The organism is Methylomonas sp., from assembly GCF_023228165.1.
Classification (GTDB): domain Bacteria; phylum Pseudomonadota; class Gammaproteobacteria; order Methylococcales; family Methylomonadaceae; genus Methylomonas.
On record NZ_JALOBS010000038.1, the window covers coordinates 1 to 25,511 of the forward strand.

28 protein-coding genes and 1 riboswitch are annotated in these 25,511 nt (G+C 50.7%); of the genes, 14 read left to right on the top strand and 14 right to left on the bottom strand.

What is annotated here, in order from left to right:
* Positions 1-191 precede the first annotated feature (191 nt).
* From xerC to M0R33_RS20750, 6 genes are all read right to left on the bottom strand, one after another.
* Positions 192-1,094, bottom strand: a complete 903-nt coding sequence (xerC, locus tag M0R33_RS20730; RefSeq protein ID WP_292573796.1) for a tyrosine recombinase XerC — start codon at positions 1,092-1,094, stop codon at positions 192-194.
* Positions 1,095-1,096: 2 nt separating this feature from the next.
* Positions 1,097-1,786 carry a DUF484 family protein gene (locus tag M0R33_RS20735; protein WP_292573798.1) on the bottom strand — a complete coding sequence of 230 codons (690 nt, stop codon included), beginning with the start codon at positions 1,784-1,786 and terminating at the stop codon, positions 1,097-1,099.
* Positions 1,783-2,613: a diaminopimelate epimerase gene (dapF, locus tag M0R33_RS20740; protein WP_366044417.1), complete on the bottom strand. Its 831-nt coding sequence runs from the start codon at positions 2,611-2,613 to the stop codon at positions 1,783-1,785. The genes M0R33_RS20735 and dapF overlap by 4 nt, the downstream gene beginning before the upstream one ends.
* A 2-nt stretch (positions 2,614-2,615) precedes the next feature.
* Positions 2,616-3,866, bottom strand: coding sequence for a diaminopimelate decarboxylase (gene lysA / locus M0R33_RS20745; protein ID WP_292573800.1), 1,251 nt, complete (start codon positions 3,864-3,866; stop codon positions 2,616-2,618).
* A gap of 2 nt (positions 3,867-3,868) precedes the next feature.
* Positions 3,869-4,021, bottom strand: a complete 153-nt coding sequence (locus M0R33_RS24485) for a lipoprotein (RefSeq protein ID WP_366044419.1) — start codon at positions 4,019-4,021, stop codon at positions 3,869-3,871.
* A gap of 161 nt (positions 4,022-4,182) precedes the next feature.
* Positions 4,183-4,716: a septal ring lytic transglycosylase RlpA family protein gene (locus tag M0R33_RS20750; RefSeq protein WP_292573802.1), complete on the bottom strand. Its 534-nt coding sequence runs from the start codon at positions 4,714-4,716 to the stop codon at positions 4,183-4,185.
* Positions 4,717-4,987: 271 nt separating this feature from the next.
* Between M0R33_RS20750 and M0R33_RS20755 the strand changes: the two genes are divergently transcribed.
* The 4 genes from M0R33_RS20755 (at position 4,988) to M0R33_RS20770 (ending at position 8,878) form a co-directional block, all read left to right on the top strand.
* Entirely contained in the window at positions 4,988-6,289 is a 1,302-nt protein-coding gene (locus M0R33_RS20755) for an NAD(P)/FAD-dependent oxidoreductase (RefSeq protein WP_292573804.1), read from the top strand.
* Positions 6,290-6,313: 24 nt separating this feature from the next.
* Positions 6,314-6,835 carry a YcxB family protein gene (locus tag M0R33_RS20760; protein WP_292573806.1) on the top strand — a complete coding sequence of 174 codons (522 nt, stop codon included), beginning with the start codon at positions 6,314-6,316 and terminating at the stop codon, positions 6,833-6,835.
* 299 nt (positions 6,836-7,134) lie between these two features.
* Entirely contained in the window at positions 7,135-7,686 is a 552-nt protein-coding gene (locus M0R33_RS20765; protein WP_292573808.1) for a FlgO family outer membrane protein, read from the top strand.
* A 124-nt stretch (positions 7,687-7,810) separates the two neighbouring features.
* Positions 7,811-8,878 (top strand): TIGR03790 family protein, encoded by a 1,068-nt coding sequence (locus M0R33_RS20770; protein ID WP_292573810.1) that lies wholly within the window; start codon positions 7,811-7,813, stop codon positions 8,876-8,878.
* A 55-nt stretch (positions 8,879-8,933) separates the two neighbouring features.
* Here M0R33_RS20770 and M0R33_RS20775 read toward each other — a convergent pair whose 3' ends face one another.
* The 3 genes from M0R33_RS20775 to M0R33_RS20785 form a co-directional block, all read right to left on the bottom strand.
* A complete protein-coding gene (locus M0R33_RS20775; protein WP_292573812.1) occupies positions 8,934-9,320 on the bottom strand; it encodes a hypothetical protein in 387 nt (128 codons plus the stop codon).
* A gap of 61 nt (positions 9,321-9,381) precedes the next feature.
* Positions 9,382-9,852, bottom strand: a complete 471-nt coding sequence (locus M0R33_RS20780) for an RDD family protein (protein ID WP_292573815.1) — start codon at positions 9,850-9,852, stop codon at positions 9,382-9,384.
* Positions 9,853-10,032, bottom strand: a complete 180-nt coding sequence (locus M0R33_RS20785; protein WP_292573817.1) for a hypothetical protein — start codon at positions 10,030-10,032, stop codon at positions 9,853-9,855. It lies immediately after the preceding gene.
* Positions 10,033-10,224: 192 nt separating this feature from the next.
* Here M0R33_RS20785 and pcnB point away from each other — a divergent pair, with 192 nt between their 5' ends.
* The 5 genes from pcnB to panD all read left to right on the top strand — a co-directional run bounded on the left by pcnB (position 10,225) and on the right by panD (position 14,294).
* The gene (gene pcnB / locus M0R33_RS20790; RefSeq protein WP_292573819.1) at positions 10,225-11,652 is read left to right on the top strand and encodes a polynucleotide adenylyltransferase PcnB; all 1,428 of its coding nucleotides are present in this window, start codon (positions 10,225-10,227) and stop codon (positions 11,650-11,652) included.
* Positions 11,649-12,149 (top strand): 2-amino-4-hydroxy-6-hydroxymethyldihydropteridine diphosphokinase, encoded by a 501-nt coding sequence (folK, locus tag M0R33_RS20795; RefSeq protein ID WP_292573821.1) that lies wholly within the window; start codon positions 11,649-11,651, stop codon positions 12,147-12,149. The genes pcnB and folK overlap by 4 nt, the downstream gene beginning before the upstream one ends.
* Positions 12,149-12,958: a 3-methyl-2-oxobutanoate hydroxymethyltransferase gene (gene panB / locus M0R33_RS20800; protein ID WP_292573823.1), complete on the top strand. Its 810-nt coding sequence runs from the start codon at positions 12,149-12,151 to the stop codon at positions 12,956-12,958. The genes folK and panB overlap by 1 nt, the downstream gene beginning before the upstream one ends.
* Positions 12,959-12,962: 4 nt before the next feature.
* The gene (panC, locus tag M0R33_RS20805; RefSeq protein ID WP_292573825.1) at positions 12,963-13,850 is read left to right on the top strand and encodes a pantoate--beta-alanine ligase; all 888 of its coding nucleotides are present in this window, start codon (positions 12,963-12,965) and stop codon (positions 13,848-13,850) included.
* A 63-nt stretch (positions 13,851-13,913) separates the two neighbouring features.
* On the top strand, positions 13,914-14,294 hold the full coding sequence (gene panD / locus M0R33_RS20810; RefSeq protein WP_292573827.1) for an aspartate 1-decarboxylase: 381 nt from the start codon (positions 13,914-13,916) through the stop codon (positions 14,292-14,294).
* A 44-nt stretch (positions 14,295-14,338) separates the two neighbouring features.
* Here the strand turns inward: panD and fliW are convergent, their stop codons facing one another.
* Entirely contained in the window at positions 14,339-14,797 is a 459-nt protein-coding gene (fliW, locus tag M0R33_RS20815) for a flagellar assembly protein FliW (RefSeq protein WP_292573829.1), read from the bottom strand.
* Positions 14,798-14,948: 151 nt separating this feature from the next.
* Positions 14,949-15,170, top strand: a riboswitch (cobalamin riboswitch).
* Positions 15,171-15,279: 109 nt separating this feature from the next.
* Between fliW and M0R33_RS20820 the strand changes: the two genes are divergently transcribed.
* Genes M0R33_RS20820 through cobD form a run of 4 tightly spaced genes read left to right on the top strand, consistent with a single transcriptional unit; the run spans position 15,280 to position 19,655 of the window.
* Positions 15,280-17,097: a TonB-dependent receptor gene (locus M0R33_RS20820; protein ID WP_292573831.1), complete on the top strand. Its 1,818-nt coding sequence runs from the start codon at positions 15,280-15,282 to the stop codon at positions 17,095-17,097.
* A gap of 16 nt (positions 17,098-17,113) precedes the next feature.
* Positions 17,114-17,686, top strand: coding sequence for a hypothetical protein (locus tag M0R33_RS20825; protein ID WP_292573833.1), 573 nt, complete (start codon positions 17,114-17,116; stop codon positions 17,684-17,686).
* A gap of 42 nt (positions 17,687-17,728) precedes the next feature.
* Positions 17,729-18,646, top strand: coding sequence for an adenosylcobinamide-phosphate synthase CbiB (gene cbiB, locus M0R33_RS20830; protein ID WP_292573834.1), 918 nt, complete (start codon positions 17,729-17,731; stop codon positions 18,644-18,646).
* Positions 18,639-19,655, top strand: coding sequence for a threonine-phosphate decarboxylase CobD (cobD, locus tag M0R33_RS20835; protein WP_292573835.1), 1,017 nt, complete (start codon positions 18,639-18,641; stop codon positions 19,653-19,655). The genes cbiB and cobD overlap by 8 nt, the downstream gene beginning before the upstream one ends.
* Positions 19,656-19,669: 14 nt before the next feature.
* Here cobD and M0R33_RS20840 read toward each other — a convergent pair whose 3' ends face one another.
* The 3 genes from M0R33_RS20840 to M0R33_RS20850 form a co-directional block, all read right to left on the bottom strand.
* Entirely contained in the window at positions 19,670-20,752 is a 1,083-nt protein-coding gene (locus M0R33_RS20840) for an AI-2E family transporter (RefSeq protein WP_292573836.1), read from the bottom strand.
* Between the two features lie 114 nt (positions 20,753-20,866).
* Positions 20,867-21,244, bottom strand: coding sequence for a rhodanese-like domain-containing protein (locus M0R33_RS20845; RefSeq protein WP_292573837.1), 378 nt, complete (start codon positions 21,242-21,244; stop codon positions 20,867-20,869).
* Positions 21,245-21,407: 163 nt separating this feature from the next.
* Positions 21,408-22,529 (bottom strand): acyl-CoA dehydrogenase family protein, encoded by a 1,122-nt coding sequence (locus tag M0R33_RS20850; protein ID WP_292573838.1) that lies wholly within the window; start codon positions 22,527-22,529, stop codon positions 21,408-21,410.
* Between the two features lie 749 nt (positions 22,530-23,278).
* On the opposite strand from M0R33_RS20850, the gene M0R33_RS20855 reads away from it, so the two are divergent.
* Positions 23,279-24,031, top strand: coding sequence for a choice-of-anchor E domain-containing protein (locus M0R33_RS20855; protein WP_292573839.1), 753 nt, complete (start codon positions 23,279-23,281; stop codon positions 24,029-24,031).
* Between the two features lie 49 nt (positions 24,032-24,080).
* Here M0R33_RS20855 and M0R33_RS20860 read toward each other — a convergent pair whose 3' ends face one another.
* Positions 24,081-25,508, bottom strand: a complete 1,428-nt coding sequence (locus M0R33_RS20860) for an AMP-binding protein (RefSeq protein WP_292573840.1) — start codon at positions 25,506-25,508, stop codon at positions 24,081-24,083.
* Positions 25,509-25,511 lie beyond the last annotated feature (3 nt).

Sequence of the window (25,511 nt, forward strand, 5' to 3'; positions counted from 1 at the left end):
CCCGACACCAACGAACCACTTAAACACCGCCGCATCGCCCCGAGACTCCGTCAACCAAAACCAGTCAACCCCGAAGAGCCGCCCATTATACGGCCTCTTTCTTTCTCGTCAAGCAGTTATTTTCTGAAAACGCGGAAAAAACACATCAACCTACTTAGCTTATTGATGTAACGTGAATTTTTCTTTTTTGTTCAATCGATTTTCGACCGCTTGGCCCGGGGATGCGCCTTATCGTATACATTGGCCAAATGCTGAAAATCCAAATGGGTATAAATCTGGGTTGTGCTGACATCCGCGTGTCCGAGCAATTCCTGCACGGCGCGTATATCCTGACTGGATTCCAGCAAATGACTGGCAAACGAATGCCTTAACATATGCGGATGGATCTGTTCGGCCAAACCATTTTTACGACACCATTTTTCCAAGCGCAACTGCACGCTGCGCTGACCCAACCGCGCTCCACGCGCCGAAACAAATAAAGCTGGAGACTCGCAATCCGGCCGATAAGCCATCCATTGCTGAATTGCCTTGATTGCTTTCGATCCAACCGGCACCTGTCTTTGTTTTCCGCCCTTACCGTGCCGCACCCTTAAAAACCCATCCGACATACTCAAATCAGCATTATCAAGCATGACCAACTCGCTCAATCTGAGACCGGACGAATAGAATAATTCGAACATAGCCAAATCGCGGATTTCCAAAACGGAGTCCGGCTTGGCGTTTAATATGCCCGCAACCTGATCGACATCCAAGGTTTTTGGCAATTTTTTGCTTACTTTAGGTGCTTGTACACCTTGAGCAGGATTTTGATCGACTAACTGTTTTTTTAACAAAAACCTAAAAAAACTTCGAATTGCCGCCAATTCACGCTGTATTGACTTTGCGCCTATACCGGATTTATGTCTGGCGGCAACATACTGCCTGATATCTGTATTTGTTAAAAGCCGCCAACTACTTAAATCCCTCTCAGCACAAAACTTTTGCAAACGCACCAAATCACGACTGTAATTAGCCAAGGTATGTCCGGAAGCCCATTTCTCGCCGCGCATATAATCCAAAAACATTGCTATGGATTGCCGGGCTTCATTTACCATGTCTATTCCAAGTTTTGCAATAAAGAAATCAAACGCGTACCGACAATTTCACCCATCTGAGTCAGGAACACGCTTCCCATACTGTAATGAAACCGCCCCTCGTCTCGGCTGCCTATCGCCAGCAGGCCATCTAACTGTGTGTATAGCATGGGAATAATTGCGCACGAACGAACCTCGGCAGCTGCCTCGCCAAACAAAAACTGCGCTTGCGCTAATGTTGGTCGCCCGCACCTGGGCTGATGCCCCGATAATTCGCTTGAAAAATGCCCTAGACTCTTATCATCCGGATTCACAAACAGGTTGTTTAACGGCGAATCAGATTTTAGTTTGATAATCTTGACTGCCACGAAATCAGTTAAAAAGCTCTCTGCCAGCACTTCATTTAAATTAGCAATGGCCTCTTGCAATGAAGCAGCTTCCAGCATCGCCAATGTCAGCTCATGCATACGCTTAAAAGCCGCATCATTTTCGCGGGCTATATCAATCAGCGCAGTTAACTGATTCTCCTGTTCCTGATGCTTGGCCCTAAAAAGATCAAGCTGTTTAGCGATTAAGGAAATTGCATTTCCGCTGGGGTGCGGAATCAACATCTGCTCAAGCAAGCCTAAATGATTCTTAAAAAATCCCGGATGTTGCTGTAAATAGTCGACAATTTGCTGTTCGGCTAATTGCTCTTGCTGCTGCTCATTCATATCCGTATTTGTCCCTCGTAAACCGACACCGCCGGACCACTCATAAAAACCGGTTGCCCGCGACCGCCCCATTCAATCAATAAATCTCCGCCGGGCAAGCCAACAGACACACTACTATCGAGCAAACCCTGCTCAATCCCGGCCACTACAGCCGCACAAGCACCGCTGCCACAGGCTAATGTTTCAGCGGCGCCGCGCTCGTATACCCTTAGCTTAATCTGCCGCCGATTCACAATCTGCATGAAGCCTACATTAACTCTTTCAGGAAAAAGCTGATGCCGCTCTAACTGCGCACCCACGACCTCCAGGGGCGCGTTGCTCACATCAACCACCTGAATCACCGCATGAGGGTTACCCATGGATACCGCGGCAAATTTGATAACGCTACCATCGAGCTCCACAGGGTACAGCAATGCTTCATCCTCCATTAACAGCGGAACTTGCGCAGGAGCATGCTTTGGCGCGCCCATATTGACCGTCACTAGGCCATCCGCAATAAAGCGTAGCAGCAGCGGTCCGGCATCGGTATCAACCGTAACCTCATCTTTGTCGGTTAATTTTTTATCCCGAACAAACCGCGCAAAGCAGCGCGCACCGTTGCCACATTGAGCAACCTCGCCACCATCGGCATTAAAAATCCGGTATTTAAAATCAGCATTCTCTCTAACCGGCCTTTCCACCAATAAAAGCTGATCACAGCCTACGCCAAAATGACGATCCGCAATAAAACGAATTTGCTCGGCGGTTAAATGAATGACTTGATTGATGGCATCAATAACCACAAAGTCATTACCTAACCCATGCATTTTTGTGAAATTAATGATCATATTTAGACCGGCAACAGCTTTTCACCAGCCCACAACTGCTCGAAGCTCTCCCTGTCCCTAACTAAGTTGACATGCACTCCATCTACCATAACTTCTGCCGGACGTGGTCGCGAATTGTAATTTGAGCTCATGGTAAACCCATAAGCACCCGCCGACCGTATGGCTAGCAAATCGCCAGGCCTAATTTTCAATTCCCTGTTCTTCCCCAGAAAGTCTCCGGTTTCGCATACCGGCCCGACAATATCCCAGGTCAACGGCTCCGCAATACTGTCCGTGTCAGTCGGAATAATTTCCTGCCAGGCACCGTACAATGACGGCCGGACCAAATCATTCATCGCCGCATCGACAATCGCAAAATTTTTGCCCGCCGTCGGCTTCAGGTATTCCACTTTAGTCAGCAAAATCCCGGCATTTCCGACAATGGCGCGCCCTGGTTCCAACAAAATCTCGAAGCTCCTGCCCGCCAATTTAGCCAAGAGAGCCGATACATATTCAGCAGGCAGCGGCGGCCGCTCGTCTCGATAGCAGATCCCCAAACCACCACCCAAGTCCAGGTGATGCAAGCTTATTCCTTCTGAGCGTAGCTGATCGACCAATACCAACACCCTATCCATGGCATCCAGAAAAGGTGCGGTTTCAGTCAATTGCGAGCCGATATGGCAGTCGATACCCACTATTTTTATATGAGGCATTTGCGCGGCGCGGCGGTATTCATGGATAGCCGACTGTATGTCGACGCCGAATTTGTTTTCCTTGAGTCCGGTGGAAATATAAGGATGGGTTTTGGCATCGACATCCGGATTCACTCTAAAGGATACCGGCGCTATAACACCTAATTCTCCGGCCAAGCGATTGATTCTATCCAGCTCACCACTAACTTCTACATTAAAACAGCGAATACCAACCCGTAATGCCGCCCGAATTTCGTCCTCGCGTTTACCGACACCGGAGAACACAATTTTTTCAGGCATGCCGCCGGCCGCCAATACCCGCTGCATTTCGCCCATCGAAACAATATCAAAACCCGAACCCAAGCGAGCCAACACGTTTAGAACAGCTAGATTGGAATTAGCTTTGACGGCATAGCAAATCAAATGCGGATATCCGTTAAATGCATCATCAAATGCGTGCCAGTGACGTTCTAACGTGGCCCGGGAATAAACATAACAAGGTGTGCCGAATTTTGCAGCAATATCTTCAACAGCACGATCTTCGGCAAACAACTTAGTTTGTCGATAATTAAAAAAATCCATGATTATTGTTCTTCGTCGGGCGATTGTTTAGGAACGTAAACGGGAGGCTGACTATCGGGCAAGTACAGAGGACCAGTTTGGCCACAGGCCTGCATAAACACAGCCAATGAAACCAGGAAAAGTAGTGTGTTGACTCTCATAACTACGGCAATCATCCAAAACGCGGAAAGCTCCGCAATAAAGTTTTGGAAATATAGCACAGACCGCGCACTAAAAGCATGACCCAGAGCCCCGTAAAGACATGTTGCAGCCTTATCATGCCGCTAAAACAATACCCTCATTTTAAATACAGCCATTTTTTTAAAGTACTGAAACATTACGATTCCTCGCCCGAATCATCCATATATTCCACTTCAACTTCCGCCAACCCTTTAACACCTAATTGTTTTGCCGCAGCACGCGATAAATCGATCAGCCTATTTTTGTGAAAAGGGCCTCGATCGTTAACCGTCACCACAATAGATCGCCCATTTTTTATATTGGTTACTTTTACCTTGCACGGCAAAGGCAAGGTTTTGTGCGCGGCGGTCAATCGATTAGGATTGAACCGACTGCCCATTGCTGTCAGGTTACCTGATTCGGCACCATACCAAGAAGCAACGCCACGCATACGATATCCCTCCGCCGATAACAGGGGATAATATGTTTTACCGTTAATGGTATAGGGCTTGTTATAGGCCGCTTGACTATCGTAACCAGGCGTTTCCGCTCGATCCGGAATGGGCGGTTTCGGCGCATCGGAAGCACACCCCACCATCAAAATAATCAGTAAAATTTGCGGAATCAGGCGACTCAATAAGCCAGCAAAACGCCGCCAGTTCGCGCCTTCACCAAGAAATGTTTTCGTCATGGCGTAGCTCCTATGCCTAAGGATTGATATGTTTTTGAAGCAATGCCCGATCAATCTGACAAGCCAAACTTAACCGTCCATTAACTCCGCCGGTCGATTGTATAGGTACTCGGCTAATTGTTCGCCTGGATTAGCGGTTTTTGGGTTCAGCGTTTCAAACTCGGCCAGTCACGACGCGATTGGTTATAATGCCCGCCATGGAAATCAACAATAATAATGGACAATTTTTTATGCGCCTCAAGCGCCCGCCATCTTAAGGGGAAAGTACGACATGGCTGATGACATACACAAGATCCTGATTATCGGCGGAGGCGCTGCCGGCCTGGAATTAGCAACCCGTCTTGGTCAACAATTGGGCAAAACCGGCCTTGCGGAAGTTACCCTGCTGGATGCCGCATCCACGCATATATGGAAACCGCTGCTCCATGAAGTGGCTTCAGGTACCTTGGCGGAAGCTGAAGAAGTCGAATACTTGGCCCAAGCTCACCGCAACCATTTCCGCTTTCTGTTTGGCAGAATGGAAGGCCTGAATCGCGAAGCCAAGGAAATCATCGTCAGCCCCATCACCAATAAGCAAGGCGTCGAACTGATCCCGAGGCGCATCTTTAAATACGACACGTTGGTGATGTCGGTAGGCAGTGTCAGCAATACCTTCGGCATCAACGGCGTCGATCAAAACTGCATGTTCATCGACACCACCGCTCAGGCTTATCGCTTCCAAAAACAACTGGTCGAGACTTACTACATCCAATCGTACGCCAGTCAAAGCCATCAAAGAGACAAGCCTTTATCGATCGTGATCGTCGGCGCCGGCGCCACCGGTGTGGAATTATCGGCCGAGCTGCACGAAGTAACCAAATTACTGGCGACTTACGGCTTGGAAGGCTCAATCAAGGTCAATATCACCATCATCGAAGCCGCTAACCAGTTACTACCGGCCTTGCCGCCGCGACTGTCGCAAGCAACCCAGGAACAGCTGGTTAAACTGGGCATCAATTTGAAATTGGGCCGCCGAGTTACCGAAGTGACAGCGACCGCCGTGCACACTCATGACGGCGAAGTATTCGACGCGGACCTGAAAGTCTGGGCGGCCGGCATCAAAGCGCCGGACTGGATGAAAAACCTGGACGGCTTGGAAACCAATCATATCAACCAGTTGGTGGTCGATCAGACACTCAAAACTAGCGACGACAATATTTTCGCGATCGGCGATTGCGCTGCTTGCCAGTGGGTCGGTCATGGCGGCAACGTGCCACCGCGTGCCCAGGCCGCCCATCAACAAGCCTCGACCGTAGCGAAAACTATCGTCAACCGCCTGAAAAGCAAGCCGGCGGTACCGTTTGTTTATCACGATTACGGCTCGTTGGTGTCGTTGGGCAAATTCAGCACGGTCGGCAGCTTAATGGGCAGCCTGATGGGTACAGTTAGTATCGGCGGCTTTATTGCGTACGTAGTGTATTTGTCCTTATATAAGATGCATCAAGTTGCCATCCACGGCTATTTCCGTACCGCGATGCTGACACTGTCCAACCTGTTTCGGCGCAGTACCCACGCTAAAATCAAAATGCACTAACTTTAAACCCAAAGAGACAACTGAATGTTAGAAATAGAATACGAATTCCGCGAGAAAGATCTGGTCCACTTTAACGAATTAAGGCTGGCCAACGATCCGGTAATGCAGAAAAAAATCCGCCAGAATCGCTTATTGGTACCCGGCGTCATGCTGGTATTCGGCCTGTTTTACTATGTTTACTACGTCGACATGATGACCACCGCCTACATCACATTACTGGCGGTGGGCTGGGGTATTGCCTCCCCGTTTATCATGAAAATCGATCTGCGCCGACAATTTTTCGACAAATATACCGAGGCGGAAAAAAAAGCCATGTACGGCATCCATCAGTTAAAGATAGAACCCGAACATTTGCTGGAAAAATCACCCGGAGGCAAACATAAAACCCCCTGGAGCGACATGCTGCGCGTGGAAAGACATAAAGAATATGTCTACATCTACGTCGACATTGATGCCGCTATTGTCATTCCGCGCGAGACAGTCAAAAGTGGCGATCTGAAAGCGTTCGCCAAACAGGTGGAAAGCATGATCGATCGGTTAGGTTAAAACGCCGTCACGCCTCTGAATATATAACCGACAGGCATCGACACAATCCGCTTTGGTTTTGAATGGCCCATTGATTTTGTCCACGGTATAAAACCACCAACCCTGTTCATTCACAAAATAGCGGTCTTGCGGTTTGAATAACGGGTTGTGGGGTTTTTGGGTCCTCTGGATCATATATTCATTTTAGCAAGCTTTGACAGCGCGCAGCAGGTTGGGTTTGCTCTGCTACACTACAAACAGCATTGACTATCCAGCTAGTTTAAGTTCTAAATACCCACACTTTTAAAAGGAGATGCCTCATGAACAAAAAACCAATAATTGTTTCCTCGCTATTGGCGTTAACCCTGCTCGGCGGCTGCAGCTCATATTACCGCTACCAAAGCGAAGTGAAAGACGACGACTTGGTGGAAGTCAGTTACGAAGCGGTCGAACAATTGTTGCAACACCTGAAACAACCTTTGCCTAAAGGTAATCTGGTTGTAATCAATTCATTAGTCAACGTCGGTGATTTGGGGCAATCCATGCCATTTGGCCGTATCGTCTCCGATCAGATTTCTTCCGCCATCCATCGAAGCGGTTATCGGGTAATGGGCATGGAACTACCAACCGAAATTTTCAGCAAAAACGAAGCAGGCATTTTGGAATTGCCGGAAAAAACCAAACAAGCTTTGGATAATGTGCATGCGGATGCGCTGGTTATCGGTACCTATGCTGCCGGGCGCAAAAATGTTTATGTTTCCTTACGCATAGTAGATATTGCCAATCAAAACATTATCTCCACCACGGATTACTCCATTCCGATGGGCCCGGACGCCAGGGTTATGGCCTTACCTCCCGAGCCCAAGCAATAATCCCATTTTGATAGCGAGTGCATGCATTGCTGGTCCGCTTGCCATCCGCCTCTCCCTAGGCGGATTATCAAAATCAGGCTTATTTTAATAACTGCGGCATCATTATTGCTGCTGGGCGTAAACCATGTTTTTTTCTAATTCGATGCTCAGCCGATTAACCCTGATTTTGTTGATCGGCATCAGCATTGATTCAGTCCCGGCGCAGATCGCCCCGCTGTTTAGGCCTACTACAGCATTGGAAGCCAAAGATCTGGCTATTATTGTCAATGACAACGACCCATTGAGCCGACAAATCGCCGATTACTATCGGCTCAAACGCCAAATACCTGACGAGCAGGTGATTCATGTCCGCTTTGCGCCACATCACGCTTTTTTAAGTGCCGGCGAATTCAACAAAATCAAACAGCAAGTGGACCAAAAAACGCCTAAACACGTGCAAGCCTTTGCACTCACCTGGCTACAACCGTTTCGCGTCGAGTGCATGTCGATTACTACCGCGTTTGCCGCGGGCTACGATCCGTCATTTTGCGCCACTGGTTGCAAGCAAACCCGGAACAGTCCTTATTTTGCCTCTGAAGAAGCCAGACCCTTTGACAAATACGGCTGGCGTCCCACCATGGTACTGGCCGCGGAAAACTTTTCCGAGGCTAAAAAACTGATCGATCGCGGCATAGCGGCCGATTTCACTCGCCCGCAAGGCGCGGCTTATCTGCTAAGAACATCAGATAATGCCCGCAGCTCGCGCGCGGCGGCCTTTCCGGCCATAGCGGCAAACCTGAGGCCATTCTGGCAAGTCCATTATCTTGAGCAAGATTACATCGCCGGCCACGATGACGTGATGTTTTATTTTACCGGCCTGCGGACAGTGCCGTACATTAGCAATAATCATTACTTGCCCGGCGCTGTTGCGGATCATTTGACCTCTGCTGGAGGGGTGATGTCGGGCAGCAGCCAAATGAATATTATGGAGTGGCTGAAAGCCGGCGTTACGGGTAGCTATGGAGCGGTGGTCGAGCCTTGCAATTTCCCGGCGAAGTTTCCTAACCCCGGCATATTGATAACTCAATACCTGCGAGGGAGTTCTTTAATTGAAGCATATTGGAAAAGCGTGGCCCAGCCTGGGCAGGGGATTTTTGTTGGTGAGCCTTTAGCAAAACCGTTTGCGTATTTAGCGCATCAACCAACCCAATAAGTATTGACTTTATCAGGCAGAAGGAACCGATTGCCCGCCTGCCTGGAATAGATATTTATTTGCGGGTCAGGAAAAAATACAGATATTTGCACTTTAAAATCATATCTTTGCCACTCAACTCCACCACGCGGCAATCTTCATATTTTTCCCGGCCAGGTGCGGATTGTTTTTTGATCACGCCATCAACCACACTATATTTAATTGGAATATCCATTTGTTTGGTGCGCCCACCGACATCTTCACCGATAGTCATTAAAGTACCGTCTTTTTGAAAATCCCAGGTCACATTGAGAGCTTTCTTTTCTTTATCAAGGGCGGCCGCTTCCGCAGTGACGCTCCATTTACCCAAAATTTTGGCGTTATCGTCTAATTTGATTTCGGCATTGGCTGAAAAGGCCACAAGCGCTGCAAAAAGGGATAAAAATGTTGTTATAGTTTTCATGAAGTTCTCCCGACTGAGCGAAAAGATAAATTGAATCACGAATATAGCATATTCATTTTTGCTACCCGCTTTTTTCTGAAGAAAGGAAAACCAGGCGGGTTTTCGACAACCGGTCATGCCAGCACAGCCGTTTTTTATCGAAAATGCACCAAACAAACCCCAAACCTAAACAAGCCCAAGAGAGCATGCCGGCAAAAAACCGTATCGATACCTGATACCAATTAACAGCCGCATCATCTGAATTGACCAGTTTGATTTTCCAGGCTCTGAGCCCCAAAGTTTGCCCACCATGCGTCCAGAACCAGCCATAAAAAAAATAGCTGACCGCAAGCAGGTAAAATGGAAAAAAATATTGATCGGCCGAGAAGGCCTGGCCGGAATTGAAGGGAAGGAGGATGGCGGTAGCAAAAAACCATACCGCCAACAACAACAAAGCGTCGTATACCACAGCGCCTATTCTACGCAAAAAGCCCGGCGCCAAAACTTGTTCGGCAGCGGGCTTTTTAGATGTTTCTTTTTCGAACGTCTGCAATTATTTGCGGAATAATTCGAGTTTTTGCCCCATATACATACTCATAGCGACTAGCGCGCCCACCATCACCACCGAAAAGAAAAACGGCGGTCTATGGAAAAGCAGTATGGCAAAGTCAGTTACAAATAAACTGGTAAATAAAGGCTGGTCAACAAAACCGATCAAAATTTTCTTAAACATTTCCCCTCGCTCCTAAATATTTGCCGATCGCACCAAGCAAAATGATGAACCCACTTAATTTTTCAGTGCCATCAGACCATGACACAACCAACCTGCTGATTCTACTATATTGTCACACAATGTAAAAGATGAAGCTGGATTGAGCACTGATCTTGCCCAGTGTTATCATAAAGCCCTAAACGGCCTGACTTTGTGGCTCACGCGCATAACAAACAGGGATTAAAAATTATCTACAGGGTTATTGTCATTTTTAAATTCTTCAAAAAAATTTTTTCGGCGAATGAATCAGCCGTAAGCGAAATAGGCGCCGGACAGGAAAGCCAGGCAAGAATCTATCCCCGCTCGGAACATTGCATCTCGCGCGCCCAAATCAGCGAAAACGCATTAAAGGTATTGCAACGTCTGAAAAGAGCCGACTATGAAGCCTACTTGGTCGGCGGATGCGTCAGGGATTTATTGCTGGGCCGCGAGCCTAAGGATTTTGATGTCGCTACCAATGCCAGCCCCGAGCAAGTCAAACAAGTGTTTAGAAACTGTCGCATTATTGGCCGTCGATTTCGGTTGGCGCATGTATTCTTTGGCCGGGAAATTATTGAAGTCGCCACATTTCGCGGCTCGGAAACGGCGGAGTCCGACCAGCAGGTCGTGCACGAAGACGGTCGTTTGTTGCGCGACAACGTGTTCGGCACCCTGGAAGAAGACGTTTGGCGCCGTGACTTTACCGTTAACGCACTGTATTACAACATCCGCGATTTTTCCGTGGTGGATTACACCGGCGGCATGCAAGACCATGCCAATGCCGTGTTGCGCCTAATTGGCGATCCTGGCGTGCGTTATCGGGAAGATCCGGTAAGAATGCTGCGGGCAATCCGTTTTGCCGTCAAGCTGGGTTTCACCCTACACCCGGATACCGAACAACCGATTCATACCCAGGCAGAGCTACTAAAAAGCATTCCCGCCGCGCGTCTTTACGATGAAGCATTAAAGCTGTTCTTGGCCGGCTATGGCGTGCAAACTTTTGAAATGCTCAGACACTACGGCTTATTCGCCATGCTGTTTCCCGCCACGGATAAATGCCTGGAAACTCAGGACCAAGATTTCCCGCGCCTGTTTTTGATCAGAGCCCTGGAAAACTCCGACTCCCGCTTTGCCGACGGCAAAAGTCTGACGCCTTATTTTTTGCTGGCCGCTTTGCTATGGGAACCGTTGCAACTGGCCGCCGAGAAACGCATTCAGCAAGGCGAGCACGAAACCATCGCCTACCAAAACGCAGCTAATGAAGTATTAAGCCGACAAATCAAAATTACCGCCATGCCTCGCCACATTACCCAATCGATGCGTGATGTATGGTTCTTACAAAATAAATTCTCCAAAACCTTTGGCGCCAGACCTTATCGTTTACTCGAACAGCCGAAATTTCGGGCCGCCTACGATTTCCTGCAATTGCGGTCGGAGACCGGTGGCGCCGATCCGCAACTGGTCGACTGGTGGACACGCTTCCAGGCGGCCGACGAAGACTTGCGCAGAAAAATGACAGCACCGCCCAAAGGTAGCGCAACCAAATCCAAGGGCAAACCCCGTCGCTACCGTAGTCGAAACAAACCGGATACCCCGCAATGAGCCAGGCTTCGAATTGGCATGAGGCCTATATTGGCCTGGGCAGCAATCTTGACGCCCCTTTACAACAGGTGCGTACGGCGGCTCGGGAAATCAGCGCCTTACCCGGCATTCGAGAGCCAAGACTTTCTCCGCTTTATAGCAGCTTCCCGGTTGGCCCCCAGGATCAGCCCGACTATATCAACGCGGTGATGCAAATTCGCACCGACCGATCGCCCCTGGAGCTACTAAGGCAATTGCAAGCCATCGAAAATCAACACGGCCGCTTGCGCTCGACTCGCTGGGGTGCCAGAACACTGGATCTCGATCTTTTACTCTATGACGACCTCATCTTAAACGAACCCGATCTGATTGTGCCTCACCCGGAACTGGCGAATCGCTCCTTTGTTTTATACCCACTGGCCGATATTGCTCCCGCCGATTTGCGGATTGCCGGTAAGGGCAGCCTGACCAACCTGCTTGCCAATTGTGCCGCGAACGGCATACACAGGATAGAGTGATGACACTGTATGCGGACGCCCCGAAAACCCTTTCGATTACCGACTTGCGCGCCATGAAGCAAGCCGGCGAAAAAATCGCCAGTCTCACCGCCTATGACGCCAGCTTTTCCGCTTTACTGGATCTGGCGGGTATCGACGTCATTTTGGTGGGTGATTCCTTGGGCATGGTGGTGCAGGGCCACAACAGCACCCTTCCTGTTACCATCCATGACATGGTGTATCACAGCCGTTGCGTCACTAGCGTTAGAAAACGGGCCTTTGTTGTTGCGGACATGCCTTTTGCCAGTTATGCCACGCCAGCACATGCCTTGAAGAATGCCGCTCAACTGATGCAAGCCGGTGGCGCGCAAATGGTCAAATTGGAAGGCGCTAAAATCGATGTGATTGAATTTTTGGTGGAACAGGGCATCCCGGTCTGCGGCCATCTAGGTTTATTACCGCAATCAGTCAATCGTATCGGCGGTTACAAAGTACAGGGACGGGAACCGACGCAGGCGCAAAAAATATTGGAAGACGCTTTGGCCATTGAACATGCCGGCGCCGGTCTGCTAGTTGTAGAATGCGTTCCGGCTTTACTGGCCGCGGAAATTACCAAAAACCTGACGATCCCGGTTATTGGTATCGGTGCCGGATCGGCCTGCGACGGCCAAGTACTCGTGCTATACGATATGCTGAACATCACCGCCGGCAATCGCCCGCGGTTTTCCAAAAACTTTATGGCCGATGCCGACAGCATTGAAGATGCAGTCAGACGCTATCATCATGCCGTAAAAAGCAACCAATTCCCAGCGACCGAACATACTTACTGATTCGATGCAGATAGTCCGCAGCATAAAAGATTTAAGGTTCGCGATCACGGCGTGGCGGCAAAACGGGCAGCGTGTCGCGTTCGTACCCACCATGGGTAATCTGCATGCCGGTCATATCCAGCTGGTAAAAACAGCCCAACAACAGGCTGACCGGGTCGTCGTCAGCATATTTGTCAATCCGGCCCAGTTCGGCCCCAACGAAGACTTTGCCAGTTACCCGCGCACCGAGCAACCGGATCAAGCAAAATTGGCCGATTGCGGTACCGACTTGCTTTTCCTGCCCAGTGTTGTGGAAATGTACCCGACACCGCTACAAACTCAGGTCTCGGTAAAGGGACTGTCCACGCTGCACTGCGGAGCCAGCCGACCCGGGCATTTCGACGGCGTGGCGATTGTAGTCTGCAAATTACTGAACATGGTACAGCCGGATTTATTGCTGCTGGGCGAGAAGGATTTCCAGCAATTGGCGGTGATTCGCACCATGGTCGCCGACCTGAACATTCCGGTTACCATTCAGGGCGTGCCGACGGTGAGAGAGGCCGACGGTTTGGCAATGAGCTCGCGCAACAGCTACCTGACCACACCGGAAAGGCAACACGCCCCGCTGCTGTATCGGGCGCTATGCGCAACCCGAGACGCGGTTTTGTCGGGCTCAACCGATTATCAATCCGCCATAGACCGGCAAACAAAAATCCTACAGGATGCAGGCTTTTTATTGGATTATTTTCGAATTTGCCGCAGCGCGGATTTATTGCCGGCCACGGAAAACGACGCGGAATTGGTCATTCTGATCGCGGCCAAACTGGGTAAAACCCGCTTGATCGACAATATATATTTCACTCGCGGCAATTGGGCCCGAGCGAAATCCGAAGCGGCTGTAACGGGCGCTTAAATTTGATAGCCTGCTTCGTTTCGGGCATAATTTGCAATCCCTTGGTATATTACGAAGTTCACTATGCACATAAACATGCTAAAAGCCAAGTTACACCGGGCGCGTGTAACGCATTCCGAACTCGACTATGAGGGTTCGTGTGCCATTGACGGCAAAATACTCGATTTTTCAGGGATTCGGGAATACGAGCAAATTCACATCTACAACATCAACAATGGCCAACGTTTCACCACCTATGCGATTAGGGCGGAAGAGGGCTCCGGGGTATTCTCCATCAACGGTGCCGCGGCACGTTTAGCGTGTCCGGGTGACTTGATCATCGTGGCGGCTTTTGCCAGCCTGGATGAAAAGGAATTGAAAAATTATCACCCCACCCTGGTTTACTTTGACGGCAACAACAAAATCAGCCATTCCAGCCACTCCATCCCGGTTCAGGCCGCTTGATCGACTAGCAACCGCCGCGGACCGCGGCGGTTGACCTTTCCTAATTACGCTTCAGACACATCGATTTCACTGACTTTTTCGGTCAGCGTGATACTTTGCTCGATATTCACCAAAACCTTTTGCAAGCCAATCCGTTTACTGCTGTTAATGACCAAAGGCGATTTAATCGAACCTTTGATGGTGGGCTTACCGGCTCCGTCCCCCTCTTCCTTATGCAACACGAGCAGAATCACCAGCTCATCGCTATTATCGGCCTGCAATAACTTTTGCTCATCGTCGCTCAAAACAAAATTGTAATTGATATTGAAATGCGCAGGACTCGCTACTGACAGCGTCAATTCGTCGCTATCTACCCCTTGCAACCAAAACACAATCTCACTGCCTTCCTGATGAAAAAGTTTAAAGCGAGTTTGATCCTCAAAACCGGGAATCCCTTTGGGAAAAGTAATGATGGTATCGGGATTAACTTGTTGATCGCCTAGCAGCTTAGATTGAATATCCATAATATCGCCCGTGTTTGTTTTTTTAAGAAGAATTACGTTTAAATATAGGCCAATTTATAGCATGGAACAGGGTATTTGCAATTATTAACCTAACATAGCACCTGACTCACAAAAGCAAATTCACTTGTCATTCAAAACTTAACCGCCTAAAATTGCCGTCCCTCTTTCAGGTGCCCGGATCAGTACGTTGATCCGGCTTAAACAGGAAGTCGGTGCCGCGCTTTATCAAAGCCGCCATGCCGACGCTGCCCCCGCAACGGTAGATAAGTAAAAGAACTGCGTGAACGCCACTGTGCATTGCATGGGAAGGCCGCGGTTCAGGCCACAAAGCCACTTATAAGCCCGGAGACTGGCCGGAAAGATCATTCGAGACAGCGGAGGGCTGTTGACGAAATGGTCGCAGCCTGTCTTCGCCTTTTTCGTTTGCGGTTTTTTCCTCTGTCCTTTATTTACCCGGATGCGCGGTGGGCGCAGAGGACAACATGCAAAAAATCTTATTCGGTTCAATAATGCTGGCCGGCGCCAGCACCTCTTTAATTTTTTCGACGAATGCATACAGCGAGGACATCAACCTGCCAGAAACCGTGGTCACGGCAACCCGCACGGAAACCGCCCGCCATGAATTGGCAACCGCCACCACGGTCTTCACCCGCGAAGACATCGAAAAACGTCAAGTCAGAACCCTGCCGGAATTATTAAAAACCGCCCCCGGCATCGATATGACCGAACAAGGCGGTTACGGCAAGAACACCAGTATCTTCATGCGCGGCACCAATTCGGACCATATTCTGGTATTGATAGACGGCATCAAAGCCGGCTCGGTGACTTCCGGTTCGGCGGCATTCCAATTCATCCCCATAGATCAAATCGAGCGGGTCGAAATTATTCGCGGCCCGCAATCCAGCCTATACGGCTCAGAAGCCATCGGCGGGGTGATTCAAATTTTCACCCGTAAGGGCACGCAAACCGACAAACCCAGCGTCACCCTGGAAACCGGCGCGGGCTCGTTCGACACATTTACCACATCCGGCACCGTGAGCGGTAAATGGCAAAATAGCTGGTACACCCTGGGCGCTTCGCATATGAATAGCCAGGGCATCGATGCCCGACAACCCACAACAGGGTTCTTTGCTATCAATGAACCCGACAGAGACGGCTATTACAATACCGGCATTAATGCTCGAGCCGGCCATCGCTTCGACAACAACTCGGAAATCGAGGCGTTTTTTATGCGCTCGTTCGGCAAAACCGAATTTGACGGCACACCGAATAAAACCGATTTCGTCAATCAGGTAGTGGGCAGCACGGCCAGCTTCGACATTCTGGATAACTGGCGCTCTACTTTGCGGTTCGGTCAAACCCAGGATGATGGCGATAGCTTTCACCCCAACGGCAGCTTTTTTAGCCGCTTTAACACCAGTCGCTGGAACGCTACCTGGCTGAATAATATTACGATAAACCCTAATCATCGGGTCACTTTGGGCACCGACTACCGGGTCGACGAAGTACAAAGCTCAACCCGCTACTACGAAACCTCTCGTTACGATGTCGGTGTTTTCGGCGAATTGCACAGCAGCCTGTTTGACGACCATTTCCTGAACGCCTCCTTGCGCTGGGACGATAACCAAGCCTTCGGCGAAAGCGTCACCGGCAATTTCGGCTGGCGTTATAACTGGGATTACGGCCTCAGCGCCTTCGCCAGCTTCGGCAACGCCTTCAAGGCACCCACCTTCAACCAGCTGTATTTTCCGAATTACGGCAACCCGAATTTGAAGGCTGAACAATCCACCAGCTTCGAAGCCGGTATTGCCGGCAACCATGAAATAGCCAGCTGGGAGCTGCGGGCCTACCATACCAACATCGACAATTTGATCGCGATTTTCCCGGTGGAAAATGTCGATAAAGCCCAAATCGACGGCATAGAAGGCGAACTCTCGACTCGGATCCTTGGCTGGAACAACAGTTTGAATATGGCCTTGCTGAGCCCTAGGGATAGGGTTACCAACCTGAATTTGGCGCGCCGATCCTCGCAGACGCTTTCATATGATTTGTCCCGTTCCTTCGACGCGGTCGATGTCGGCGCTCATGTCATCGCCCAAGGCAGCCGCTTCGATGACCGTGCCAATCTCACCAAGGTCAGTGGCTTCGTCACCGTCGACCTGCGCACCGCCTACCACATCAACAAAAACTGGATGCTCAGCGCTAAATTAAACAATCTACTGGATAAACAGTATCAAACCGTCGATACTTACAACAATTTCGGCCGAAACTTCTTTTTTACCATTCATTACAACAATTGATTCTTGGGAGACACTCATGAGCTTACCCACACTAACCGTAAAACCCGGCGCAGTTGCCCTGATGGCCCTGATGGCCGCCACCCGTTTCCATCATTTCGGCACACCCTTCGCGTTGCCGGATGCTTCCTTGGCCATCTTTTTCCTGGCCGGCCTGTGGCTGGGCGGCCGTTATTTATTCGCTACTTTGCTGATAGAAGCCGGCCTGATCGATTATCTGGCCATCACCAAACTAGGCGTCAGCGATTTTTGCGTCTCGCAAGCCTATCTGTTTTTGATTCCGACTTATGCCGCCATGTGGCTGGGTGGTAAATGGTGCCGCCAGTTTACAAGATTGGCGCCTGCCGCACTGGCCAAACAATTTGCGGCATTAGTCGTAGCCACCTCGTCAGCCTTCCTGGTTTCCAACGGCAGCTTTTACCTGCTGTCCGGTCGCTATCCCGAAGGCAACTGGGCTCAATTCGTCGAGCGCTTCGCCATGTATTACCCACCTTATATGAGCTCCACGCTGGTCTATGGTGTAGTCATTTTCGCGGCAGTTAGCGCCATCAAACACATGATCGCTCAACGAGCCTCTCATCAAACCGCTTAAACATCCATGGGAGGGCAGATATTGCCCTCCCACTTCTCTTGCATGACACTCACATTAACCCTGCTCTGCGCCGTTGCTCTCGATTATTGGCTAGGCGAACCACGTAACGCCTATCATCCTTTGGTTGCTTTCGGCCGCTGGGCTGCGTGGCTTGAAAGGGTTTTCCGTAAACCGCAATATTCGCCGCAAGGTCAAAAAGCACTGGGCATGATGGCCTGGCTTTGCGCTATGTCTCCGTGCCTATTCTTTCTGCTCTACCTAACCCTGCCGCCCAACCAGCAAACTATTTTTAGTATCGCCGTCCTGTATTTTTGTATCAGCGCCCGCAGCCTGCGGCAACATGCCCATGCCGTTCACCAGGCATTGACCGCCGATGATTTATTAGCGGCCCGGCTACAAGTCGGCAAGATCGTCAGCCGGCAAACAGCAGACATGACCATGGATGATGTAAGACGAGCAACCGTCGAATCGGTATTGGAAAACGGCGCCGACGCCGTGTTTGCGCCGCTGTTCTGGTTTGTGTTGCTGGGACCGTTCGGCGCCCTGTTGTATCGATTTTGCAATACCTTGGATGCGATGTGGGGTTATAAAACTCCGCGTTATCGGCATTTCGGTTGGACAGCGGCCCGTTTCGACGACCTGTTAAACTGGATTCCCGCCCGTTTGACCGCTCTAAGTTATGCCGCTATCGGCAATTCCCGCCAAGCTATTGATGCCTGGCAAAACCAGGCGCATTTACTCGACAGCCCCAATGCCGGTCCGGTGATGACGGCGGGTGCGGGCGCATTAAATCTACAACTGGGCGGCCCGGCCTGCTACCACGGACAACTAAAACAAAAACCCTGGTTCGGCGGCAATCAGACACCCACGGACGCCGATATCCAACTTGCCACAGGCTTGATTTATCACACCCTGGGGTTATGGCTTTTACTCATTGGCTTGGGAGAAAGCCTTGCTTGAACATGGCGGGCGTTTACGCCAGGCTGCCGGCCGTTACGGGATACCCTTGTCCGACTGGCTAGATTTATCCACCGGCATCAACCCCCACGGCTGGCCGGTACCGGCCATACCCGCCGCCTGCTGGCAACGGCTGCCGGAGGACGACGATGGCTTGCTGATAGCCGCCCGCGCCTATTATCAAAACGATGCCATACTGGCGGTGGCCGGTTCCCAGGCGGCCATTCAAACCTTACCGTTATTACGGCCCGCCTGCCGGATCGGCGTGTTGCATCCGGCTTACGCCGAGCATGCCGCCGGCTGGCAAAAAGCCGGACACCAGCTGCGGATTGTCGAAGCAGACAATCTGGACCGGCAATTGAATGACCTGGATGTGCTAATCATCATCAACCCCAACAATCCCACCGGTAAACTTTGGCGTCCCGAGCGATTGCTGGCATGGCATACTCATCTTAGCCGACGCGGCGGCTGGTTGATCGTCGATGAAGCGTTTATGGACGGCATACCGGAATACAGTCTGACCAGCATGCCGGTCCGCCCGGGTTTGATTCTGTTACGCTCGATAGGCAAATTTTTCGGCCTGGCGGGGATTCGCTGCGGTTTTGTAATAGCCGAACAAACCGTGCTGGCGCTGCTGGCGGAACTTCTGGGGCCCTGGACTATCAGCCATCCGGGCCGTTTCGTCGCGGCACAAGCGCTGGCCGATCGCGACTGGCGACAACAAACGGCCGCCCTGTTGCAACAACAGGGCGGCCGTTTGCGCAAATTGCTGATAAAAAGCGGCTGGCCGCCTCAAGGCGGGTGCCACTTGTTTCAATGGCTAAAAACCGATGATGCCGCTGAATTACATACATTACTGGCTGAACAAGGCATATTGACTCGCCTGTTCCACAACCCGGCCAGTCTGCGAATTGGCTTACCTGCCAGCGAAACCGGCTGGCATCGCTTATCGGCAGCGTTATCCCAGCCGGTGATCAAGTCGCTAAAAAAACCTGCCCTGGCAAGCACCTGAGCGGGCGGAAGCCGTCAATCGGCCTGCTCGTCATCAACCGGGACAGCCAATGTTTCCTGCTCCTTGCGGATCAGCCAATCCAGCATCAGCGCATAGCTGGTGGCCAGCAAAGTCGGCCCGATGAAAACACCGATAAAACCGAAGGCCAATAAGCCACCGAAAATTCCAAACAGAATCAACACAAACGGCAGTTCCACTTCCCGGCTGATCAAAATGGGCCGCAACCAATTGTCTATGGTGCCCACCAACAGCAAAAACCACAGGGCAATAAAAATAGCCCAACCGGTTTCGCCTTCCATCAGCAACCAGATGGAAATCGGCAGCCAGACCAGAGTGCCCGCGGCCGGAATGATCATCAAAAAGAACGCCACCACACCCAACACAAACGCATAAGGCACACCGGCAATCACGAAACCCAATATCGACACCAAGGCCTGCGCCAGTGCCGTGCCGAGTATGCCATACACCACGGCCCGCAAACTGGTACGAACAATATGCAGAATGCGTTGGGTTTGCTCGCCCGCCAATCGTTCGACCACGCTGATGGCGTGTTCAGCGACACGCTCACCATCGCGATAAAAGAAAAACAGCACCAGTATGCTCAACCCCATGTGCATCAGCTCGCCCGCCAAACTGATGCTTTGCTTTAAAATCCAGCTACTGACGCTTAAGGCATACTGGCGGGCCATATTAATAACCCGTCCCGAATCTTCACCAAAACTTTTCCAGGATTCGACGACGCTTTCAGCAACCCAAGGCAGGTTTTTTAGCCAGTCCGGCGGTGGCGGCCAGGTGTGGGAATTATCCCCCAGCCAACGCAACACCCGGTTGATGTCGTCGGTAAAGTTGAGTGCGGCAGCCACGAAAGGGGTCAGCACCAACAGTCCTATCGGCAATACCATGCAAATCGCCGCCCAATCGCGACTCAAACGCCAATCCCTCAGCCCAGCATACAGCGGCCAAGTGACATAACACAAAATTGCCGCCCAAAGCAGATCGAATATGAACGGTTGCAGCACCTGATAACAAGCAAACAACAGTACGCAAAGCGCGGCAAAACTGGCGATTCTTTCGTAACGGGTAATGGCTGGGCTCATAGGTTTCCCCGCGGGGTGGTCTCGACAAACTTCGACCCCCATGATACGACAAGTTCGCGCCTCCTTAATCTGGTCGACGCTTGTAAGCCGCCAACGGCAATGACCCGCAACGGCTTATTCGAACTCCAATCCGGCATTTTCCCAGGCGTGCGTACCGCCATCAAGATTGAATAAATTATCGTAACCCAAGGCATGCAACGACCTTGCCGCCGCATTGCCCATCGGTCCACCCTCGCAATACAAGTAAATCGGCGTATTTTTGTCCGCCGGCAGTTTGTCCTGATTCGCCTCGATTTGGTTATATGGAATCACCAAATCGGTACCCTTGATGTGCTTTTGTTCCGGCGTATGCACATCGATTAACAGTACATCCTGATTTTGCAAAATATTATGCAATTCAGTTGCCGATACCATCTGTAAATAGCCGGGCTGTTGAAATTGGCAGCCGGCCGCGGCCAGAACCAACACCAAAATGGGATAGTATTTTTTCATGTCTAAAATCTCCGAATTCAATTGCTACCGATACACACAATGCCTGAATAAGGGTTTGCTTGTAAATAAATAACCGACCAACAGGCGACAGCTGGTTTGGCTAGACGCTACCATTAATGGAGTACAAACCTAGGTTTGTACTCCGAGAAACTGCTCAAAACCCCTAAGACAAGCCCGCCGCTGCACCGCCCCGATACGCATCGCCAGTCCCCAACAAAGCGGCGATCAAGTTTTTCTGCACTTCCGAGCTGCCGGAAAATAGTCGTCCAGCCAGCGCATCTTGCACCAATTCGGCCATCGTATTTCCCGGCTCCAGTCCTGCAGCACCCATGATTTGCACCGCATCCAGACTGGATTGCAAAAAAGCCTCGGCGGCATACAGCTTGGTTTGCGCCGACGCCATGGTCAGCCTTTGCCCCGCATCGCAAAGCCGGGCGCATTCGTTAAGCCACAATTCGATAGTATCCAGCCGTAGCTTCATATCGGCAATCCGATGACTAATGGCTTGATGTTTACCGAGATGCACGCCGCCGGAGCGCCTGTCCCGGCTATGTCGCACCACCTCATCCAACTGCCATTGCATGATGCCGGCGATACCGGCAAATACAAAGGCTCGCTCGTATTCCAGAGCCTTTTGTATCATCTGCGCCCCGGCGCCAGCCTTGCCTAGCAGCCTGTCGGTATCAATTTTACAGTCTGCCAAAATCACGCTACCGGTCACGCTACCTCGGCAAGCATGCAAACTGCCGACATTGCTGAATGTACAACCCTGATCCTGGCTCGAAACCAGAAAAGCCGTGATCTTGCCGTCCAGTTTGGCATACACCACCAACCAGTCAGCCAGCGGCACATTGGTGATGTAGCGTTTTTCGCCGGTTAAGATGAAACCTTGCTCAGTGCGCTCGGCATGGCTAGTCATCGCTTGCACATCGGAACCACAGCTGGGCTCGGTGATGGCATGCCCTCCCAGCCAGTCGCCGGAAATCAGCTTGGGTAAAAACTGTTGTTTTTGTGTGTCGGTGCCATACAGCAAAACCGGGAAAACAGTACCCCACAAATGCGCATTGACCATCAACAGCAAACCCGGATCGCGGCCGGCCTTACCCAGCTGGCGATGGGTTTGGCACAAGGCGGCAAACCCATCGCCAAAACCGCCGAAGTCTTTGGGTAGTGCATTGCGCAAAGCGCCTTGTGCCGCGATCGTGCAGAAACGAGAGAGGATTTGCGCTTGGTCCCTTGGGTCGACATAAGGCGATAGTTCTGAAAATTCGGGGGGAGTATTCATGGTTTTGTTTGTAGCTACGATTAGCGATAGCGTAATCGTACGCAAGAAGTTGTTCAACATTCCTCCGATTACATTTTCGCTAATCGGCGGTACGCAGACGACAATACGCCGGTTCTTGCGTATTGCCGAGCGGCGAATATTCCTTAAGGGTTATAACACGAGTAAATGTGCTTTTTTATTCCTCAGCGATTGACGTCCTTTTTGTGGTTACCACGCTCCGCACCTTCAAGGGCATAAATGGGAACACTTCCCCAGATGATCCAGTATCCTTTGCCATAAGTCTAACCCAGGCAATCTATTCTGTCCCGCGCTTCATGGGTTCGTCAGGTAGGTCACGTTGCCGCGATAGCGGTTACCTGACAATGCAAGGCAAAAGACCGCATTCGTCACGGAACGCCGCCCCCCCTTTAGCGCATTAAAAACTGTCGAAAAATTTTACACCTTGCTATTTTATTTTTACTTTAATTCTGTAAACAATTGTAATAAAGGTAGTATTTCTTACGGCACTTAAATTGCTAATACTATCTGGGCGTAATAATTGTCAGTCTAATCATTCACTCAACTCCGCTTCGTTGACTGATTGAACAATACCCAGACATGTAATCCCGTTAGCTGTTGCGTGATATTTCGAACCCATACGCCTCGGTTTAACCAAGGAATTGTTATCGCACATCCCTGACTGACGAACCGGCGAACTTCGGTGATATAACCGTCACGTAAAATAGTAAATAATTTAAGAGGATTAAGTGATGTACAAAAAAATAGCCTTAAATGTAGGCTTGGCTGTAATGCTATCTCAGTCTGCAATTGCCGCTGTAAAAAGCACCTCAACGACCCTAGCAGCTACTAACGGAAGTGTTGATGGTGGAAATGGGAATTTTTTCACTACGTCCGTAACCGGACTGGATCAATTTAATGCCGCATTGGGAACATTAACCGGCGTCAGCTTTACAGTTGAGAACGCCTATAACGTTAATGGTTCAATATACAATGTATTTGTCAATGATGATTCGCTTGATCATGAAATCGCTGCAAATATTAGCTTTCAAATTTCATTGAGCAAGGTTTCCGGTAACAGTGGGTATTTCTTTGCTACCGGAGTAGACTCCATTCAAATCTCCTGCAGTGATAGCGGCCAGGATGCTTGTACTGATTTCACCTCTGAATCAATCAGTAACGCCTATTCAAGTACTGAAGACGGTACTAACAAACTGCAGACGAATAACTTATTCAACGACTTTATTGGTACGGGACAGGTCGAGAACCTAGAACTTGCATTCGTTCATTTTTCTGATTTTCAATTTGAAATTTTATCCGCTAACAACCTAGATACATTTGATGCCGCAGCCCTACTTGAATTTGAAATGGGCCCGACATTAATAAAAATAGACTATACCTACACCCCCGTACCATTACCGGGTGCCGCATGGCTTTTTGGCTCTGCTATCATTGGCTTAATCGGCTATCGTTTACCAAAACGCAATTCCGGCTTCACTTTTTAACACCAGTCGCATTCGTCAGGGAACGCTGCGCGTCCCCTGACCTACCCATTTAAATTTCCAGCAGCTCTTTCAACTGCTGATAATCCAGCTTGCCGTTAGGTAACCGGTGCAAGGCGGCCGTTACCTGATAACGACTGGGCTGCATATAGGGCGGTAATTGCCGGCTCAGAACCTTACGTATCTCGGTGAGTTCCATTTCCGGCTCCAGCACCATAAATAAGGCGGGCCGCTGACCGGCGGTCGGGTCATCGACACCCAGCACCGCGCATTCCCGCACCCCGTCAATGGCATTAACCACCGCTTCGATTTCCGCCGGCTCGACCCGATAGCCGGAACATTTCAACATTCGCCCCAAGCGACCATGGAAACGGTATTCGCCACGGTCGATGCTAACGCGGTCGCCGGTGGCGTACCAGCCTTGTTCATTTAATAACGACGCTAACCGCCCCTTACGCCAATATCCACTGGCTACGGTGGAGCCGCGTACCCACAGCTCGCCGCTTTCGGCATCGATATGCAATTCGCAACCGGCGGCGGGCTGGCCGATGGGTATATTTTGGTCGGCTTGTAACTGTTCGCGCCGCACCAGCCAATAGCAGCAGACGTTGGTTTCGGTGGGGCCGAAGAAATTGTATAACGCCGTGTTCGGCAAGACGTCGGCCAGATCGATCAAGGCCGAGGTGGGGAACACCTCGCCGGCGAAGATCAAAAAGCGCAGCGACTCCAGCGGCGTTTGGGCCAGATTGCCTTTGTAAGCCAGAAATGCCAATAGCGATGGTACGGTGTACCAGCCGCTAATAGCCTGCTCGCCGAGCCAGGCGCTCAAGCGGGCCGGAGCCAGGGCTAATTTTGCCGGCAAGAAATGCAGACTGGCACCCGCGCCTAACACCGCGTACAGATCGAAAGTGGACAGATCGAAAAACAATGGCGCACTGCTGGCTATACGGTCTTGGGGCGTTAACGCCAGCAAACCGGCCGCCCACCCTGCAAACGCCGCAATCGCCGCATGACTCAACGCCACCCCGCGCGGCCGGCCGGTGGAACCCGATGTATACAATATGGCCGCCAATCCGGTGAGTGAAGTCGCTACCGGCTTGGGTTGAATTCTTGGGCTGTCGGCAATGTTCAACCATAATTCCGCATCCAGCCAGATTGGCACATCGCCCAAGCCCAATACCGCTTTGACCTGGGCATCGCTAACGATAAACACCAACCGCGAACTAGGATTTTTTAAGTCCAGCGGCACATAACAGGCCCCGGCGAGTAATGCACCGAACACGGCAATCACGGCATCCACGCCTCTATCCAGATGAATAGCCACCGGCTGGCCGGGTTGTACGCCGTGCGCTTGCAAAGCCGCGGCCACAGCCTGCGCGCGACTCAACAACTCGGCGTAGCTAAGCTGCCTAGCATTTTCCGCCAGTGCCACTCCGCCGGGCTGTTGCCGGCATTGCTGTAAAAAGCCGTCCAGCAGCATCCG

Excerpts from the sequence above, each read along its gene's own strand:
- xerC (WP_292573796.1), bottom strand. The coding sequence starts at position 1,094 with ATGGTAAATGAAGCCCGGCAATCCATAGCAATGTTTTTGGATTATATG.
- M0R33_RS20735 (WP_292573798.1), bottom strand. The coding sequence starts at position 1,786 with ATGAATGAGCAGCAGCAAGAGCAATTAGCCGAACAGCAAATTGTCGAC.
- dapF (WP_366044417.1), bottom strand. The coding sequence starts at position 2,613 with ATGATCATTAATTTCACAAAAATGCATGGGTTAGGTAATGACTTTGTG.
- lysA (WP_292573800.1), bottom strand. The coding sequence starts at position 3,866 with ATGGATTTTTTTAATTATCGACAAACTAAGTTGTTTGCCGAAGATCGT.
- M0R33_RS24485 (WP_366044419.1), bottom strand. The coding sequence starts at position 4,021 with ATGATTGCCGTAGTTATGAGAGTCAACACACTACTTTTCCTGGTTTCA.
- M0R33_RS20750 (WP_292573802.1), bottom strand. The coding sequence starts at position 4,716 with ATGACGAAAACATTTCTTGGTGAAGGCGCGAACTGGCGGCGTTTTGCT.
- M0R33_RS20755 (WP_292573804.1), top strand. The coding sequence starts at position 4,988 with ATGGCTGATGACATACACAAGATCCTGATTATCGGCGGAGGCGCTGCC.
- M0R33_RS20760 (WP_292573806.1), top strand. The coding sequence starts at position 6,314 with ATGTTAGAAATAGAATACGAATTCCGCGAGAAAGATCTGGTCCACTTT.
- M0R33_RS20765 (WP_292573808.1), top strand. The coding sequence starts at position 7,135 with ATGAACAAAAAACCAATAATTGTTTCCTCGCTATTGGCGTTAACCCTG.
- M0R33_RS20770 (WP_292573810.1), top strand. The coding sequence starts at position 7,811 with ATGTTTTTTTCTAATTCGATGCTCAGCCGATTAACCCTGATTTTGTTG.
- M0R33_RS20775 (WP_292573812.1), bottom strand. The coding sequence starts at position 9,320 with ATGAAAACTATAACAACATTTTTATCCCTTTTTGCAGCGCTTGTGGCC.
- M0R33_RS20785 (WP_292573817.1), bottom strand. The coding sequence starts at position 10,032 with ATGTTTAAGAAAATTTTGATCGGTTTTGTTGACCAGCCTTTATTTACC.
- folK (WP_292573821.1), top strand. The coding sequence starts at position 11,649 with ATGAGCCAGGCTTCGAATTGGCATGAGGCCTATATTGGCCTGGGCAGC.
- panB (WP_292573823.1), top strand. The coding sequence starts at position 12,149 with ATGACACTGTATGCGGACGCCCCGAAAACCCTTTCGATTACCGACTTG.
- panC (WP_292573825.1), top strand. The coding sequence starts at position 12,963 with ATGCAGATAGTCCGCAGCATAAAAGATTTAAGGTTCGCGATCACGGCG.
- panD (WP_292573827.1), top strand. The coding sequence starts at position 13,914 with ATGCACATAAACATGCTAAAAGCCAAGTTACACCGGGCGCGTGTAACG.
- fliW (WP_292573829.1), bottom strand. The coding sequence starts at position 14,797 with ATGGATATTCAATCTAAGCTGCTAGGCGATCAACAAGTTAATCCCGAT.
- M0R33_RS20820 (WP_292573831.1), top strand. The coding sequence starts at position 15,280 with ATGCAAAAAATCTTATTCGGTTCAATAATGCTGGCCGGCGCCAGCACC.
- M0R33_RS20825 (WP_292573833.1), top strand. The coding sequence starts at position 17,114 with ATGAGCTTACCCACACTAACCGTAAAACCCGGCGCAGTTGCCCTGATG.
- cbiB (WP_292573834.1), top strand. The coding sequence starts at position 17,729 with ATGACACTCACATTAACCCTGCTCTGCGCCGTTGCTCTCGATTATTGG.
- M0R33_RS20840 (WP_292573836.1), bottom strand. The coding sequence starts at position 20,752 with ATGAGCCCAGCCATTACCCGTTACGAAAGAATCGCCAGTTTTGCCGCG.
- M0R33_RS20845 (WP_292573837.1), bottom strand. The coding sequence starts at position 21,244 with ATGAAAAAATACTATCCCATTTTGGTGTTGGTTCTGGCCGCGGCCGGC.
- M0R33_RS20850 (WP_292573838.1), bottom strand. The coding sequence starts at position 22,529 with ATGAATACTCCCCCCGAATTTTCAGAACTATCGCCTTATGTCGACCCA.
- M0R33_RS20855 (WP_292573839.1), top strand. The coding sequence starts at position 23,279 with ATGTACAAAAAAATAGCCTTAAATGTAGGCTTGGCTGTAATGCTATCT.
- M0R33_RS20860 (WP_292573840.1), bottom strand. The coding sequence starts at position 25,508 with ATGCTGCTGGACGGCTTTTTACAGCAATGCCGGCAACAGCCCGGCGGA.